The organism is Inquilinus sp. KBS0705 (assembly GCA_005938025.2).
In the GTDB taxonomy this organism is placed as follows: domain Bacteria; phylum Bacteroidota; class Bacteroidia; order Sphingobacteriales; family Sphingobacteriaceae; genus Mucilaginibacter.
The window spans coordinates 566119-580838 of the sequence record VCCI02000002.1; the positions used below are offsets into that span (position 1 = coordinate 566119).

General features: G+C 43.9%; 12 protein-coding genes. 5 read left to right on the plus strand and 7 right to left on the minus strand.

Features of this window, described 5'->3' with window-relative positions; all coding sequences use genetic code 11:
* Window positions 1-11 precede the first annotated feature (11 nt).
* The 5 genes from FFF34_013935 to FFF34_013955 form a co-directional block, all read right to left on the minus strand.
* Complete coding sequence (locus FFF34_013935) at window positions 12-446, minus strand: winged helix-turn-helix transcriptional regulator (protein ID TSD64990.1); 435 nt, start codon at window positions 444-446, stop codon at window positions 12-14.
* A 127-nt stretch (window positions 447-573) separates the two neighbouring features.
* Window positions 574-2745 (minus strand): tail-specific protease, encoded by a 2172-nt coding sequence (locus FFF34_013940; GenBank protein TSD64991.1) that lies wholly within the window; start codon window positions 2743-2745, stop codon window positions 574-576.
* A 152-nt stretch (window positions 2746-2897) separates the two neighbouring features.
* Window positions 2898-3521, minus strand: a complete 624-nt coding sequence (locus FFF34_013945; protein TSD64992.1) for a hypothetical protein — start codon at window positions 3519-3521, stop codon at window positions 2898-2900.
* 82 nt (window positions 3522-3603) lie between these two features.
* Window positions 3604-4446 carry an asparaginase gene (locus FFF34_013950; GenBank protein ID TSD64993.1) on the minus strand — a complete coding sequence of 281 codons (843 nt, stop codon included), beginning with the start codon at window positions 4444-4446 and terminating at the stop codon, window positions 3604-3606.
* Window positions 4447-5370 (minus strand): cyanophycinase, encoded by a 924-nt coding sequence (locus FFF34_013955; protein ID TSD64994.1) that lies wholly within the window; start codon window positions 5368-5370, stop codon window positions 4447-4449. It abuts the gene before it with no gap.
* Window positions 5371-5522: 152 nt separating this feature from the next.
* Here FFF34_013955 and cphA point away from each other — a divergent pair, with 152 nt between their 5' ends.
* Window positions 5523-8150, plus strand: coding sequence for a cyanophycin synthetase (gene cphA, locus FFF34_013960; protein ID TSD64995.1), 2628 nt, complete (start codon window positions 5523-5525; stop codon window positions 8148-8150).
* Window positions 8151-8196: 46 nt separating this feature from the next.
* Here cphA and FFF34_013965 read toward each other — a convergent pair whose 3' ends face one another.
* The gene (locus FFF34_013965; GenBank protein ID TSD64996.1) at window positions 8197-8841 is read right to left on the minus strand and encodes a DNA-3-methyladenine glycosylase 2 family protein; all 645 of its coding nucleotides are present in this window, start codon (window positions 8839-8841) and stop codon (window positions 8197-8199) included.
* A 68-nt stretch (window positions 8842-8909) separates the two neighbouring features.
* Here FFF34_013965 and FFF34_013970 point away from each other — a divergent pair, with 68 nt between their 5' ends.
* The 4 genes from FFF34_013970 to FFF34_013985 all read left to right on the plus strand — a co-directional run bounded on the left by FFF34_013970 (window position 8910) and on the right by FFF34_013985 (window position 13028).
* Window positions 8910-10190, plus strand: a complete 1281-nt coding sequence (locus FFF34_013970; GenBank protein ID TSD65074.1) for a replication-associated recombination protein A — start codon at window positions 8910-8912, stop codon at window positions 10188-10190.
* A 113-nt stretch (window positions 10191-10303) separates the two neighbouring features.
* Window positions 10304-11779, plus strand: coding sequence for a hypothetical protein (locus tag FFF34_013975; GenBank protein TSD64997.1), 1476 nt, complete (start codon window positions 10304-10306; stop codon window positions 11777-11779).
* A gap of 4 nt (window positions 11780-11783) precedes the next feature.
* Window positions 11784-12524, plus strand: coding sequence for an ABC transporter ATP-binding protein (locus FFF34_013980; protein TSD64998.1), 741 nt, complete (start codon window positions 11784-11786; stop codon window positions 12522-12524).
* A 9-nt stretch (window positions 12525-12533) separates the two neighbouring features.
* Entirely contained in the window at window positions 12534-13028 is a 495-nt protein-coding gene (locus FFF34_013985; protein ID TSD64999.1) for a GNAT family N-acetyltransferase, read from the plus strand.
* A gap of 113 nt (window positions 13029-13141) precedes the next feature.
* Here FFF34_013985 and FFF34_013990 read toward each other — a convergent pair whose 3' ends face one another.
* Window positions 13142-14590, minus strand: a complete 1449-nt coding sequence (locus FFF34_013990; GenBank protein TSD65000.1) for a DUF3943 domain-containing protein — start codon at window positions 14588-14590, stop codon at window positions 13142-13144.
* Between the last annotated feature and the right edge of the window lie 130 nt (window positions 14591-14720).

A 14720-nucleotide genomic window follows, 5' to 3' on the forward strand; every position in this document is an offset into this window, starting at 1 on the left:
TTGTTATTTATTTAAGATGCTAAATTTTGATAAATTTTATTCAGTATGGTTTTTAGCTGTTCGTAATCCTGCTCAGTAAGGTTTTCCCAGGCTTTCATGCGTATATCATCAACCTGCGGGGCAAGCTCAGTTAATTTAGCAGCGCCCAACAGGGTTAAGTGCACCGTAAAGCTTCGCCTGTCATCTTTGTGCATAACGCGTTCTGTTAACCCCTTTTTGCATAGCAGATCTATTATGCGGGTTAGGGTAGGGTTGTCCTTGCCGGTAATTTCGGCCAGCTCCTTTTGCTTTAAATATTTATCATTATCCAGGCTTTTAAGTATCAGCCATTGGTCAACAGTAATATCAAAACTGCCCGATGTAAACCTTTGCTGGGCATAACCTTTAACTTTGCGCGCCGTGCGATCAAGCAGGTGGGAATAGCTATCAAATTTTTTAGTTGTCATACTAATAATTAGTTAAACAAATTTATGGATAAATTCTGTATTGCCAATTATCATAGGGCAATAAAAAGAGCTGTAATAAAAAAGCCCCGCTCAAATTTTGAACGGGGCTTAAAAGCTATTTGTTTACTTATTGCCTTATACTGGCAGTTTTGCTATCTAAAGTGATATAGTCTGTTAAAATTTGCCCTGCTTCCCGCTTTAAAAAGTCAAGGTCTTCATTTTTTGGTTTCTTCTCGCCTTTTTTCAAAGGTTTTAAGCCTAAGGCAACCCTGCGCTGGTTATCGCGTTCAAAGGCTTTCGCTTCGTCGCTGTCGCGTTGTTTTTTTAATTCCTGCTCGTTTAGGGTGATGCTTTTTTCTGCTTCTCGTTTTTTCATTTCGGCAATATCATCCAGCAGGTATTTGTAGCTATCGCTGCTGCTCATGCGCTGATCGTGCAGTTTTTTAAGCTGAGGTAAAACGGAAGTAAAGTCGCCGGTTTTTTGATACTCGCTTTTGGCTATCATATCAAAAGGCATAGCCGATGGCTCGGTGTCTTCGCCATATTTATCCAAAGGAATTACCGATGGGAAATCGATATCAGGTATTACCCCTTTATGCTGGGTAGAGCTACCACTTATGCGGTAAAACTTGGCAATGGTTAAGTTAAGCTGGCCAAATTTGTTTTGGCTGCCGGTTGCTACGGTTTTTTGTTTACCGGCCAATTGCGCCAACTTATCGCGTAAGGATTGATCGATCACCCTATCCAGGTCGATAGCGTTTTGTACCGATCCTTTACCATAGGTTTGTGTGCCTAATATTAGTCCACGGCCATAATCTTGTATTGCGCCTGAGAAAATTTCTGATGCTGATGCGCTAAAGCGGTCAACCAATACGGCCATTGGGCCACTGTAGGCAATTGCGGGGTCTTCGTCCTGGTTTACATCAACCTGGTCGCGCGAGTCGCGAACCTGCACAACCGGGCCGGTTTTAATGAACAGACCGGTAAGCTCAATAGCTTCCATTAAGGAACCGCCGCCATTTTCGCGAAGGTCTATTACTACACCGTCAACGTTTTCGCGTTTTAGGGTATCTAATATCAATTTCACATCGCGGGTGGTGCTTTTATAGTTAGGGTTACCCGCCTTGTAATCGTTAAAATCAAGGTAAAACGCCGGGATAGAAATTACGCCTATCTTAACTGTTTTACCATTGTTGTTGTAGGTACGTATTTCTTTTTGAGCAGATATATCTTTCAATATGATCTTCTCGCGTACCATTTCAACCACTTTTGGTTTGGCATTGGCCGCATTACCTTTTGGTAGTATTTGCAAACGTACGGTAGTACCTTTTGTACCGCGTATAAGCGATATGGCGTTATCTACCCGCCAACCTACAATATCCTGAAACTCGCCGGTTTTGCCTTGTGCAACACCAATAATCCTGTCTTCGATGCTTATTTGCTTGCTTTTATCAGCAGGGCCGCCGGCTACAATGCTTTTTATGGTTACATACTCGTTCTCGCTTAACAGCGATGCGCCAATACCCTCAACAGAGCGCGACATATCAATATTAAAGTTAGCCGCGTTTGTTGGGTTAAAGTAATTGGTGTGCGGATCTACCGCTTCGGTAAAGGCATCCATAAACGCCTGAAAAACGTCCTGATTAGATAACTTATTTGATTGCGACAGCACATTGCTGTAACGTTTTCTTAAAGTTTCTTTATTAGCAGCAGCATCTTTACCTGTAAGTTTAAGGTTAAGTAAGTCGTATTTAACACGTTGCGACCAAAGCTTGTGCGCGTCCTCAACAGATGACGCCCATGGCTGGTCATCACGGTCATAAGTAAAGGTCTCGTTCTTCGAAAAATCAAAATTGTTATTTAATTGAGCCAAAGAGTAATCAACATACTCTTTATACCTTTTTTGGAAAACATTAAACATGTAAAAAATATCGTTAAGGTTGCCGGTTTTTATATCGTCGTCCAAAACGGTTTTGTACTGCTCAAAATCTTTTATATCCGATGCTAAAAGGTAGTTACGGTTCTCGTCCAGCTTTTTAATGTAGCGGTCAAAAATCACGGTTGAAAGCGAATCGTTCAGCTGAACCTTTTTATAGTTGTATTGGGCTATAAGGCCGGCCACTTTTATACAAACAACGCTTTGCTGCGCATCGGGTTGTAAATCGCCCGGGTCAAGTCTGCGAGCTACGGGTTTTGATGGCGCTGCGTTGCAAGCCACTGCGGCGGCTAAAACCAACATTAAATATAATTTCTTAAACATATCTTTTGTGCTATTTAAATCGGGTTTTGTATGAAACATCAATACTTGTGCCTGTTTTAATTCTGGTTATAAAAAAAGAGACAGCCACAAAGCCGTCCCGCTAATTTATTGAATAACAATATTACAATAATGTTTGGTTTGTTTTATTATAGGAGCTGCATTTTACGCAAATGTTACAAAAAGATATCAGCCTATTTTGATTTGCCCGTAGCATCAACAGCTTCGGCGTATCGCAACTCAGATTTTGGCAGCCATACCTTATTGCTTTGCACAAATTTTACCCTTTCATCAATACGCCTAACATCGTCAGCACGGCCGGTTGTAAGGGCCAGTTGGCGGGCCTCGGCAAGATCCTGTTTGGCCTGTACCAGGTCGCCCAAGTCGGCTTTAACCATTGCAAGGCTTACCAGGCTGTTAATGGTGTGCTGATGATCCATCTGCTGTTTTGATAGCTGGATGCTCTGTAAATAATACCACTTAGCTTCAGATAAACGGTTTGCCTGCACATATATTTTAGCAAGTTCGCTAAAATCGTAACTGGCCATGGCATACTCGCGGTAACGCATATTATGCTGTGCCGATCGCATGGTCATTCGTTCGCCAAGTTCGAGCATATAAGGGCTGGGAGGGAGTTTTATAGCAACAATAAAACGACGTTCAAGAGGCTTTAAAGACTTGATCATCTTTTTAACGGTATTGTCTTTTACCTGTGCAATTAAGGGGTAGCGTTTATGGCTCTTAAAGTCGCCGCGCCACCATTGGGCGGATGCCGATAAGCTGATAGTACAAAGGAGAACTAAAATTATATATCGCATTTAATTTTTTTCGCCGGGGTATAGTTAAATTAACTGGTATGCAAATATAAAATATATTTGAATGATATACAAAGGATTAAAATTATTCAAAAACCTCAATTTCGCCATCGTGCAAAGCCCAAACCATGTAGGGGTGGGTATCGGCATGGTAAATATCGCCGGTGTTGGTAATGCCAATTATGCCGGCAAAGCCGTCGTATGGTTTCATCTCGTCTAAGGTTTTTGCTGTGGCTACAGATAGCGGCATACCATCAGTTACCCGCGTAACAATTTTTGTAGCTACAGATCCGCTTACAATATCTTCGCCTACGCCCGTGCACGATATGCCGGCATATGAATTGGCATAATTGCCCGCGGTAGTAGCCGAATCGCTCACACGGCCCGGCATTTCAAAGCCTTTGCCACCGGTTGATGTAGCCGCAGCTATATCGCCATATATATCAAGGGCTACGCAGCCAACGGTACCTAAACGTATAGAGTCGCTTAGCTTTTTTTCGTACTCCTTACGGCGCTGTGGTATTTCGGGGTTATAGTAGGCAACGCCATTATTGGCGGCAAAAGTATTGGCGCCGCGTCCGCTTAACACGCGGTCTTCGTAGTCCATCAGTTTTTCGGCAATGCAAATGGGGTTCTTTACATCTTCGATATTGATAACCCCCGAAAATTTTTGTGTTTTACCGTCCATTAACGATGCGCTTAGCCTTATTTTGCCATCGCTTTGTATCTGCGACCCGGTGCCGGCGTTAAACAGCTCGCAGTCCTCTAAAAGGCAGGTAGTATATACCACGGTTTGCAGGGCGGTATGGCTCTCTAAATATTTGTGGCCTAACTGCACAATCTCGCGCAGGGCATCCTGCTTAGCCTTTTTTACTTCCTGGTTTGTTAACGATTCGCTAAAAAACCCACCGTGTATGATCAGCTTCATTTATTGTAATAAATCATTGTCCTGCGGGGCGCTAACAAAAACACCCTCCTCAACCTTTGCAACCTTTTTAATGATCATGCGGTGCTGCAACAAGTCGTATTTATCAAATATCGACATCACATGCACCTTTAAGTTCTCAATAGAAACAGGGTCGCCTATCTCTACGTCATAAACGTTAGTTTCTACAATATTCTTGCCATCAACCAGCATTATTAATCCGGAGCCTATTGCTTCCATCATATTGCCTTCGGTTATCAACAGGCCGGCATCTTCGCCAAGGCCTATGCCCAGTATGCCCGGGTTAGTAGCTACAGCATAAAGTAAACGGCCTATGCGGCCCCGCTGCACAAAGTGCGTATCAACAATAACCGAATCTATAAAGCCAAGGCCGGCGGTTATTTGCACTTCGCCTTTTATAAGGGCTTCGTTGCTTTGCCCGCGGTATATCATGTGGGTTGATGCAGCTGCAGCGCCGGCAGATGTGCCCGCTATCACAAAATTCTCGTTATTATAACGGCTTTTTAGTATCTGCAAAAATTGGGTGCCTCCAAAAATGGCGGTTAGGCGTAATTGGTCGCCACCGCTAAACATTACTACATCGGCCTTGCTTATGCGCTCTAAATACTCGGGGTTTGCAGCATCCTCGCGGCTTTTTATGTGCAGCACGTTAATATGTGTAACATTTAATTGGTTAAATGCCTTTATATATTCGTTGCCAACCAGCTCGGGTATTTGCGATGCCGTGGTAATTACTTCAACAACAGATCCTTCGTGTTTGTCCGACTCGGTGATGATGCGTTTTAATATCCCTTTTTCAAAAAACTTGATATAATTGGGCTGCCTAATATGTTCAAGTACGCTCACATTGCTGCCCATATCCACAGCACCTCCAATTATAACCAGCTTTCCTTTCGGCACATCCATAATCTTACTATCAGTTATTACAAATTAAAATAAAATTCATTAAAAACTAATGTATTAATTAATAAAAATGCATTTATTGCTGAAAAGATTTTAAAACATTCATAAGTTTTTTAGCTTTAAAATTATTAATCCATCATTTTTAGAAAGCATCTATGAAAATTGAAAATATACAGGTATTACGTGGCCCAAACATTTGGAGTGTTAGCCGTAAAAAGCTGATACAAATGCGCCTTAACCTGGAGGAAATGGAAGAGCGCCCATCCAATACGATAGATGGCTTTTACGAGCGCATGAAAGCCCTTATACCCAGTTTGCATTCGCATCGCTGCTCGCCTGGCGTGCCGGGCGGCTTTTTTGAGCGCGTTATTGCAGGCACATGGATGGGGCATGTAATTGAACACGTTGCTTTAGAGATACAAACCCTTGCCGGTATGGATACCGGTTTTGGTCGCACCCGCGAAACTAAAACCCCGGGTGTATACAATGTGGTATTTGCTTACCTCGAAGAAAAGGTTGGCGTTTTTGCTGCCGAATCGGCTGTGCGCATTGTACAGGCGCTTATAGATGGTGAAGATTACGACCTGGAGAAAGATATACAGCAAATGCGTGAGATACGCGAAAATACCCGACTTGGCCCAAGTACCGGCGCTATTGTGGAAGAAGCCATAGCGCGTAAAATTCCATGGATACGGTTAAACAATCAATCGTTGGTGCAGTTGGGTTATGGCAAAAACCAGGTACGTTTCCGTGCCACCATGACCGAAAAGACCAGCAGCATTGCCGTTGATATTGCCAGTAATAAAGATGAGACCAAACGTTTGCTACAGGAACAGGCTATCCCGGTTGCCAAGGGCATGACCATTAGCAGCACCGAGCAGGTGGTAGAAGCCATTAAACGTATTGGCTTCCCGCTGGTGTTTAAACCGCTTGATGGTAACCACGGCCGTGGCATAAGCATTAACATACAAACCATTGAGGATGCTATTGCAGCCTACGAGTTTGCCGCACGCATATCGCGCCGTGTTATTGTAGAGCGGTTTGTAACCGGGTTTGATTTTAGGGTTTTAGTTATTGATAACAAAATGGTAGCCGCCGCCCTGCGCGACCCTGCCCATGTTAAAGGCGATGGAGAACTAACCATACAACAGCTTATAGATAAAGAAAACACCGACCCACGCCGCGGCTACGGGCACGAAAACGTACTAACCTTAATTGATGTTGACCGCGATACGCTTGATCTGCTGGAAAAGAAAGGCTATACCTTAGATACCGTACCTGCGAAAGGTGAAAAAGTGTTTGTGAAATCGACAGCTAATTTAAGTACGGGCGGTACATCTGTTGATGTTACCGACCATGTGCACCCGCAAAACATTTTTATTTGCGAGCGTATATCTAAGATTATAGGCTTAGATATATGCGGTATAGATATTATGGCCGAAAACCTTACCGAACCGCTTACCGAAAACGGAGGCGTAATATTAGAGGTGAACGCTGCACCCGGCTTTAGGATGCACATTGCACCAAGCGAAGGCTTGGCACGTAACGTGGCAGGGCATGTAATTGATATGCTTTATCCGGCTGGTAAATCGGCACGGATACCTATTATTGCTATTACCGGTACCAACGGTAAAACTACCACCACGCGTCTGATAGCCCACATCGTAAAAAATAATGGGCACCGTGTAGGCTTCACCACTTCTGATGGTATTTACGTGCAAAACAACATGATGATGAAGGGCGATACCACTGGCCCTGTAAGCAGCGAGTTTATTTTAAAAGACCCTACCGTTGATTTTGCCGTGTTGGAAACCGCGCGTGGTGGTATACTGCGCTCGGGCCTGGGTTTTAGCTCGTGTGATATTGGCGTAATAACCAATATACAGGAGGACCACCTGGGGTTATCAGACATACATACCCTTGACGACCTGGCCCGTGTAAAAGGTGTGGTTATAGATTCTGTAAAAAAAGACGGATGGGCAGTTTTAAATGCCGATAACAAGTACTGTGTTGAAATTGGTAAAAAAGCCGATTGTAACGTAGCCTACTTTAGCCGAACAGAAAACAACCCTATTATTAAAGCGCACTGCAAAAAAGGTGGCATAGCGGCTATTTGCGAAAACGGCTATATCACCATACAAAAAGGCGACTGGAAGATACGGGTACAGCGTACCATTTTAATTCCGTTAACTTTTGGCGGTACGGTGCCGTTTATGATAGAGAACGTTTTGGCAGCAGCACTGGCTACTTTTTTACACGGATTTAAAACCGAGGATATTAAAATGTCGCTGGAAACCTTTATACCATCGGCGGCGCAAACACCTGGGCGGATGAACATTTTTGAGTTCAAAGATTTCCGCTTTATGATAGATTTTGCGCACAACCCTGATGGCTTTAACGGTATCAAATCGTTCCTGAGCCATATCGATTCGCCGCTTAAAATAGGGATCATAGCCGGTACCGGCGACAGGCGCGACGATGATATACGCGAGATAGGTAAGATATCGGCAGAGATGTTCGATTACATCATCCTTCGCCAGGAAAAACATCTGCGCGGCCGCACCGAAGAAAACATACTGGAATTATTGATACAGGGGATCAAGTCGGTTGATCATAGCAAATCGTTCGAGATAGTACCCAAAGAAATAGATGCCATTAAACACGCCATGAGCCTTGCCAAGCCGGGTACATTTATTGTTGCCCTAAGCGATGTGGTGGATAATGCCATCGAAACGGTACAAAACTACCAGGAACAAGAACGGAACGGTTTGTTTAACGTGTAGTACCTCACCCTGCCCTCTCCAAAGGAGAGGGTTTGATGAACTGGTTTTAAGTCCTCTCCTTTGGAGAGGATTTAGGTGAGGCTAAATAATAATGCCAAAGCATCATGCTCGCCACAGTTCTGTATGGCTGCCATTGTTGCGCTATTAATATCAAGTCTTCTTTGGGCGTTTCCTTTGGCAGGCCTTTTAGCTTTTTTATGGCGTTTACAATAGCCAGATCGCCAATGGGTAACACATCGGTGTGTTGTAACACAAACATCAGGTAAACATCTACCGTCCAATTACCTATGCCTTTTAAGGCGCATAATTGGCTGCGAATGTCTTCATCTTCCATTTGCTCAAATGCGGCAAGATTAATTTGTCCGCTTAATATAGCCTCAGCCAAAAATTTGATGTACGACGATTTTTGCCGACTGCAGTAACATTCACGCATTTCGGCATCTGTTAATAATAAAACCCTTGCAGGCGTTATCTCGCAAACCCGCTCGCGCAGTTTATTTAAAGCAGATAATGCCGATGCCAACGATACCTGCTGCTCCAGTATAATATGTACCAGTGTTTCAAACGTATTAGGCCTGGTCCACATAGGCGGATAGCCGTAGGTATTAATGATGTTGGCAAGGTCGGCATCCAGTAAGGCCAATTCGTCGCAAATGGAATGATAGGTGGCGTGTGTAAACTGTTGGGGCATATAATTGTTAATTTAAAATTACTAATTTTTTTAGGATATAGCATTTCTATTTCTGATTTTTACATATGATGAATAACCTGCCGCCATTAGCCGAACGTATGCGCCCAAAGTCGTTAGATGATTATGTGGGGCAAAAGCATTTGGTGGGGCCGGGCGCAGTTTTGCGTAAAGCCATTGAAAGCGGCACGTTGCCGTCTATGCTGTTTTGGGGGCCGCCGGGGGTGGGTAAAACCACGCTGGCTTATATCATATCCCAATCGCTTTATCGCCCGTTCTTTTCGCTAAGCGCCATAAATTCGGGCGTTAAAGATGTACGCGAGGTAATAGAAAAAGCTTCGCTTTTAAAAGAGCAGGGCGAAGTATTGCCCATATTGTTTATTGACGAGATACACCGCTTCTCCAAATCGCAGCAGGATTCGCTTTTAGGGGCTGTAGAGCGGGGCATTGTTACGCTGATTGGCGCTACTACCGAAAACCCCTCCTTCGAGGTAATATCGGCTTTGCTATCGCGCTGCCAGGTTTATATTTTAAAACCTTTGGAAGAGCAGGATCTGTTGGATCTGTTAGAAAAGGCTAAGAAGGATGATGTTGTACTCAAGCAAAAAAACATCACCATTAAAGAGCACGAAGCATTGTTGCGCCTAAGCGGCGGCGATGCCCGTAAACTGCTGAATATTTTTGAGTTGCTGGTGAATGCCTTTGACAGTAAAAAAATAGTGCTTACTAATGATATAGTGCTGGAGCATGTACAACAAAACATGGCCCTTTATGATAAAACCGGAGAGCAGCATTACGATATTATTTCGGCCTTTATCAAATCTATGCGCGGCAGCGACCCCAACGGTGCTGTGTATTGGCTGGCCCGTATGATAGTAGGCGGCGAAGACCCGCTGTTTATTGCACGGCGCATGCTGATACTCGCATCGGAGGATATCGGTAATGCCAATCCCAATGCCCTTTTATTGGCTCAGGCTTGCTTCGAGGCGGTGAATAAGATAGGGATGCCCGAATCACAGTTGATATTATCGCAAACGGTTATTTACCTGGCTACATCGCCTAAAAGTAATTCGGCTACCACGGCTATAGGTGCAGCCATTGCTTTGGTGCGAGAAACCGGCGACCTGCCCGTACCCCTGCACCTGCGCAATGCCCCAACCAAACTGATGAAAAACATAGGCTATGGTAAAGATTACAAATATGCCCATAGCTACGAAGGCAACTTTGCCGACCTTGATTTTTTACCAGAGGCCATAAAGGGCACCAAAATTTACAACCCCGGTAACAATGCCCGCGAAAACGAATCAAAAGAAAAGTTAAAGAAGCTTTGGGGCGACCGCTACAAATATTAACCGTTAAGATAAATATTAACTATTACTTGCCCGGTTGCTTTAAAAAGTCTATTTTCCGTACCGGAAACACGGTATTGTAAAATCGCTGAATCTTTTTTTAGAAACATAATTATATGATCTCAACTTTTTTTAGTCACGAGTTAAAATCTTTTTGGCGGTCAAAAAATACGGGCAAAAGCATAGCCATTAAAGCGGTTATGGGGATATTGATCTTGTTCCTGCTGATGTACGTGGTGGTATTGGGTGTTTTCTTAGATCTAATACTGTCCAAGTCGTTTCCGAAGGAGAACCCGACCGTAGCCTTTTGCGGTATCATATTGGTTTACTTCCTGTTCGACCTGCTCATGCGTATGCAATTACAAGAATTACCAACCCTTAAAGTACAGCCTTATTTGCATTTAGCGGTTAAGCGCAATAGTGTGGTTGGTTACCTGGCCTTAGCTGCCCTGTTCTCATTTTTTAACCTGTGGCCCATTATCATCTTTACGCCGTTTTTATTTAAAGTGATATTGCCTGCATCAGGTGGTATAGCGGTGGCTGCATTTTTTGTGTCTATTGTAGCCTTATCGGTGTTTAATAACTACCTGTCGTTGTATGTAAAGCGCAAAGCTAACCTAAACGGGTGGGTGTTTTTAATATTTGGCGCGGCACTTACCTTAATTACCTGCGGCGATTATGTATGGCATTTATACTCGTTGCGCAGTGGTTCATACTACTTTTTTGGCAACTTAATAGGCAAGCCCTATTTGGTGCTATTGCCGCTTATATTGGCAATTACCATGTTTTATGTTAATTTTTATTATCTAAAGGGCAACCTTTACCTCGAGGAACTGAGCACTACAAAAGCATCAGCGTATAAGAGCAGTACCGAGATACCTGTGCTTAGCCGTTTTGGCAGCGTAGGCGATTTGGTAGCCAACGAAATAAAGCTGATACTCCGCAACAAACGCCCGAGATCGGCCCTTTTGATGGGGTTGTTTTTTATGTTTTACGGATTGATATTTTACACGCAGAAAATATACGGGGAGAGTTTTAAGATATTCATAGGAATGTTTATGACCGGTATATTTATTATCAGTTATGGGCAGTTTATGTATAGCTGGCAGGGCTCGCATTTTGATGGTATACTGGTAAGTAAAACCAAGTTCAGCGATTTTTTAAAAGCTAAGTATATGCTGTTTACCATGGTATCTACAGTGGCATTTATACTTACCACGCCTTACGTATACTTTGGCTGGAGAGTAGTAATGATACACTTTATCATGTATCTGTGGAACCTGGGGATTAACACCACCATCGTGTTGTTTTTTGCCAACCGTAACTATAAACGTATCGATTTGTCGAAAGGGGCGTCGTTTAACTGGGAGGGCGTTGGTGCTACGCAATTGTTGTTATCGTTCCCGTTATTGTTTTTCCCTTACCTGGTATTTTTACCCTTTAAATACTTAGATATGCCTAATGTGGGATACGCCGCATTAGCTGTAATAGCACTAATATTTATTGCTACACGTAACTTTTGGATAAAGCAACTTGAAGCTGATTTTTACACCAAACGATTTAAAATAGCCGAAGGCTTCAGAAATAAATAAGACGATGATCGAGATAAAGGATTTGAAAAAGGTTTACAACGGCGTAACCGTAGTAAACATACCCCAACTGGTAATTAACAAAGGCGAAAGCATAGGGCTGGTGGGTAACAATGGTGCCGGTAAAACAACCCTGTTTAGAATGATATTGGACCTGATACGCCCCGAAAGCGGCCAGGTTTTATCAAAAGGCGCACCTGTTGCCGGCGGCGAAGACTGGAAGAATTACACCGCATCGTACCTGGATGAGGGCTTTTTAATAGACTACCTAACTCCCGAAGAGTACCTATACTTTATAGGTGGACTGCATGGCCAAAACAAGGCCCAGGTAGACGAGCACCTGTTGGGTTTAACCGACTTTTTTAACGGAGAGATACTAAAGAAAGGCAAATACATTCGCGACCTGTCAAAGGGTAACCAATGTAAGGTTGGCGTGGGTGCTTGCCTGCTGCAACAACCTGAATTACTGATGCTTGATGAGCCTTTTGCCAACATAGACCCCAGTACCCAATTCAGGTTAAAGAACATTTTAAAGGAGCAAAACAGCAAGGGCGTTACTACCCTTGTATCCAGCCACGACCTTAACCACGTAACCGATGTTTGCGAACGTATATTGCTGATGGAGAAGGGTAAAGTGATCAAGGATATTGCTACTGGATCATCCACCCTATCGGAGCTGGAAGAGTATTTTGGTGTTGGGCAGATATCCAATACTATTGGTGCTATTGATACAGAAGAGAACCATTAAACTACCGTTATGTACCTGATAAGAGAAGCAACAACAGCCGATGTTGACGCTATTTTACAGATAGCCCAACAAACCTGGTGGCCTACCTATTCGCCTATTCTGTCTGAAGAGCAAATAACCTATATGCTTACTGAATTGTATACTAAAGACAAGATATACAAGCAAATAGCAGATAATCAACAGGTGTTTATATTACTGGAAGAGCAAGGCCTTCCGGTAGCTTTTGCAGCTTATTCGCCAAGGGACGAGGACCCTGATATATACAAACTGCACAAGCTTTACTGCCTGCCCGTTACCCAGGGGAAAGGCTATGGAAAGGTGCTGATAAACGAGGTTGCTGACCGTACAAAAGCCGCCGGGAAGCAGGTTTTAGAACTAAATGTGAACCGCCATAACAAAGCCAAAAGCTTTTATGAAAAGATGGGTTTTACCATTGCTTATGAAGAAGACATCCCCATTGGGCCGTATTGGATGAACGATTACGTGATGCGTAAAAACTTATAAAAGTATTGTTCGTTCCCGTTCAGCGGATTCCATTTTTTTGCAGGCTTAGCTGTAAAAAATTCCATTTTTTTGTTCGGGTACTGCTAACTAATATAATAAAAATATTTCAGATATTATCTATAAAGATCAACAGAATATCTGGCAGACAACCTTAAGTAGGGGTAAATGCGGGTAACGTCGTCGGCATCTTTGTAGGTGCTGCGCAGGTTTAAATACCCCGGCTCGGTAGCTACCGAGAGGGCCTTGGTAAACTGGTAACGCACCTCGCCTGTTACCGCATGTAAAACATAATGCGATTGGTTGCCATTTACTGTTAGCAGCCAGGCACCCCGGTAATCTACCCCTACGGTAAACTTATCCATCAGGTTTAAACCGGCACCACCGCCCCAGCTACCACCCATGGTGTAATCGTATGCGCGGCCCCTAAAAACACCATGGTTAGGTATAGCGGCAATCAGCACCGGCCCGCCGTTTACCGATGTGGTAAACTTAACCCTGCTTGATACGTCGTACTGCGAAAAGATGTTCATCTTAACGCTTTGCCCGCCATAAAAGAACGCTTCGTTGCTGATGTAATCGTAATTGGCAGATAGGATGGCCAGATGTTGCAGATCCTTATTAGAACGTATTTCCCAGCCGGCCAGCGAGCCGTAGACGTTTACCGAGTTTACGCCCGAGCTATCGTCGTTACCAAACTCCACGTTGGCATAAATGTTACTAAAGGGTACCCGGTAATCTTTATAGCGGTTACCATACATTAATCGGGCACGGCCAAACCAGCCAAATTGCCCGTAGTTGGTTACCGCGCCTACCTTAGCACCAAATTTGCGTATACCCAGGTCAAACTCGGCGGTTAACCGGGTCGAGTCCCTGTCGGTAGGGTTGCCGTATACCTTGCCCCACTTGCCATCAATAATGCGGTTAAGGCCATTCATAGGGTTTATTAAAAGGCCTACCACTTCGTTCACCTGGCGTTTAAACCCACGCTGCCGGTTATTGATAATTTTGTTGGCAAAGCGGTAGGTCATCTCACCCAGTACAATACCGCCAAAGCTGGTATTAATAAAGTCGTTTGGCGATGGCGGGTCTTTTTCGCCAAAGGTTTCCCATAAGTAACTGCCCGCAAAAGCTGCCGGGGTCGACTGCCAAAAGCTATAGCCATTGGTACGGAAAGCGCTAAAATATAAGCTGCCATGGTAAGGGTGTGCAAACTGGTTGGTTACAAACAGGTCGCTGTCCCAGGTCCAGCTGTTGGGGTTAAGGTTGTGGCCAAAGGTTTTAAAAGATGTTTTGGCGAAATCTTCCTTTAGTACAAAGCGGTCAAATAGTTGGGGCACCACTTCGGCTCCAAGCAATTCAAAAGCGGCGCGGCCAAATCTTTTTTGTTGTGGGGGCGGTGGCAGGTAGCTACGGGGTTTAGGCGGGGCTTTGGCAACCGTATCGGTTATGAGTTTTTGAGCATCAGTTGCGGTTTGTGCGGATACATAGAATGGCGCGGCAAGCATTACCAAAAGCAATAAGGCAAAAAACCGTGTGTTATGACAGGTAGAGGTTTTAGTCATCAGTATAGGTTCAGCTAAAATTATACTAATGGCAAAAGCCTATAAATGTTTTAAAATTGTTGCTTTAATGTTAGGTGGATATTAACAGGGGTTATGCGCTTGACTGCGGCCTTAAACAAAAATAGCGGCA

What these genes read in the sequence shown, in the direction of transcription:
- FFF34_013980 (TSD64998.1), top strand. Translation starts at nt 11,784, where the DNA reads ATGATCGAGATAAAGGATTTGAAAAAGGTTTACAACGGCGTAACCGTA.
- FFF34_013935 (TSD64990.1), bottom strand. Translation starts at nt 446, where the DNA reads ATGACAACTAAAAAATTTGATAGCTATTCCCACCTGCTTGATCGCACG.
- FFF34_013970 (TSD65074.1), top strand. Translation starts at nt 8,910, where the DNA reads ATGAATAACCTGCCGCCATTAGCCGAACGTATGCGCCCAAAGTCGTTA.
- FFF34_013990 (TSD65000.1), bottom strand. Translation starts at nt 14,590, where the DNA reads ATGACTAAAACCTCTACCTGTCATAACACACGGTTTTTTGCCTTATTG.
- FFF34_013965 (TSD64996.1), bottom strand. Translation starts at nt 8,841, where the DNA reads ATGCCCCAACAGTTTACACACGCCACCTATCATTCCATTTGCGACGAA.
- FFF34_013940 (TSD64991.1), bottom strand. Translation starts at nt 2,745, where the DNA reads ATGTTTCATACAAAACCCGATTTAAATAGCACAAAAGATATGTTTAAG.
- FFF34_013950 (TSD64993.1), bottom strand. Translation starts at nt 4,446, where the DNA reads ATGAAGCTGATCATACACGGTGGGTTTTTTAGCGAATCGTTAACAAAC.
- FFF34_013955 (TSD64994.1), bottom strand. Translation starts at nt 5,370, where the DNA reads ATGGATGTGCCGAAAGGAAAGCTGGTTATAATTGGAGGTGCTGTGGAT.
- FFF34_013975 (TSD64997.1), top strand. Translation starts at nt 10,304, where the DNA reads ATGATCTCAACTTTTTTTAGTCACGAGTTAAAATCTTTTTGGCGGTCA.
- FFF34_013945 (TSD64992.1), bottom strand. Translation starts at nt 3,521, where the DNA reads ATGCGATATATAATTTTAGTTCTCCTTTGTACTATCAGCTTATCGGCA.
- FFF34_013985 (TSD64999.1), top strand. Translation starts at nt 12,534, where the DNA reads ATGTACCTGATAAGAGAAGCAACAACAGCCGATGTTGACGCTATTTTA.
- cphA (TSD64995.1), top strand. Translation starts at nt 5,523, where the DNA reads ATGAAAATTGAAAATATACAGGTATTACGTGGCCCAAACATTTGGAGT.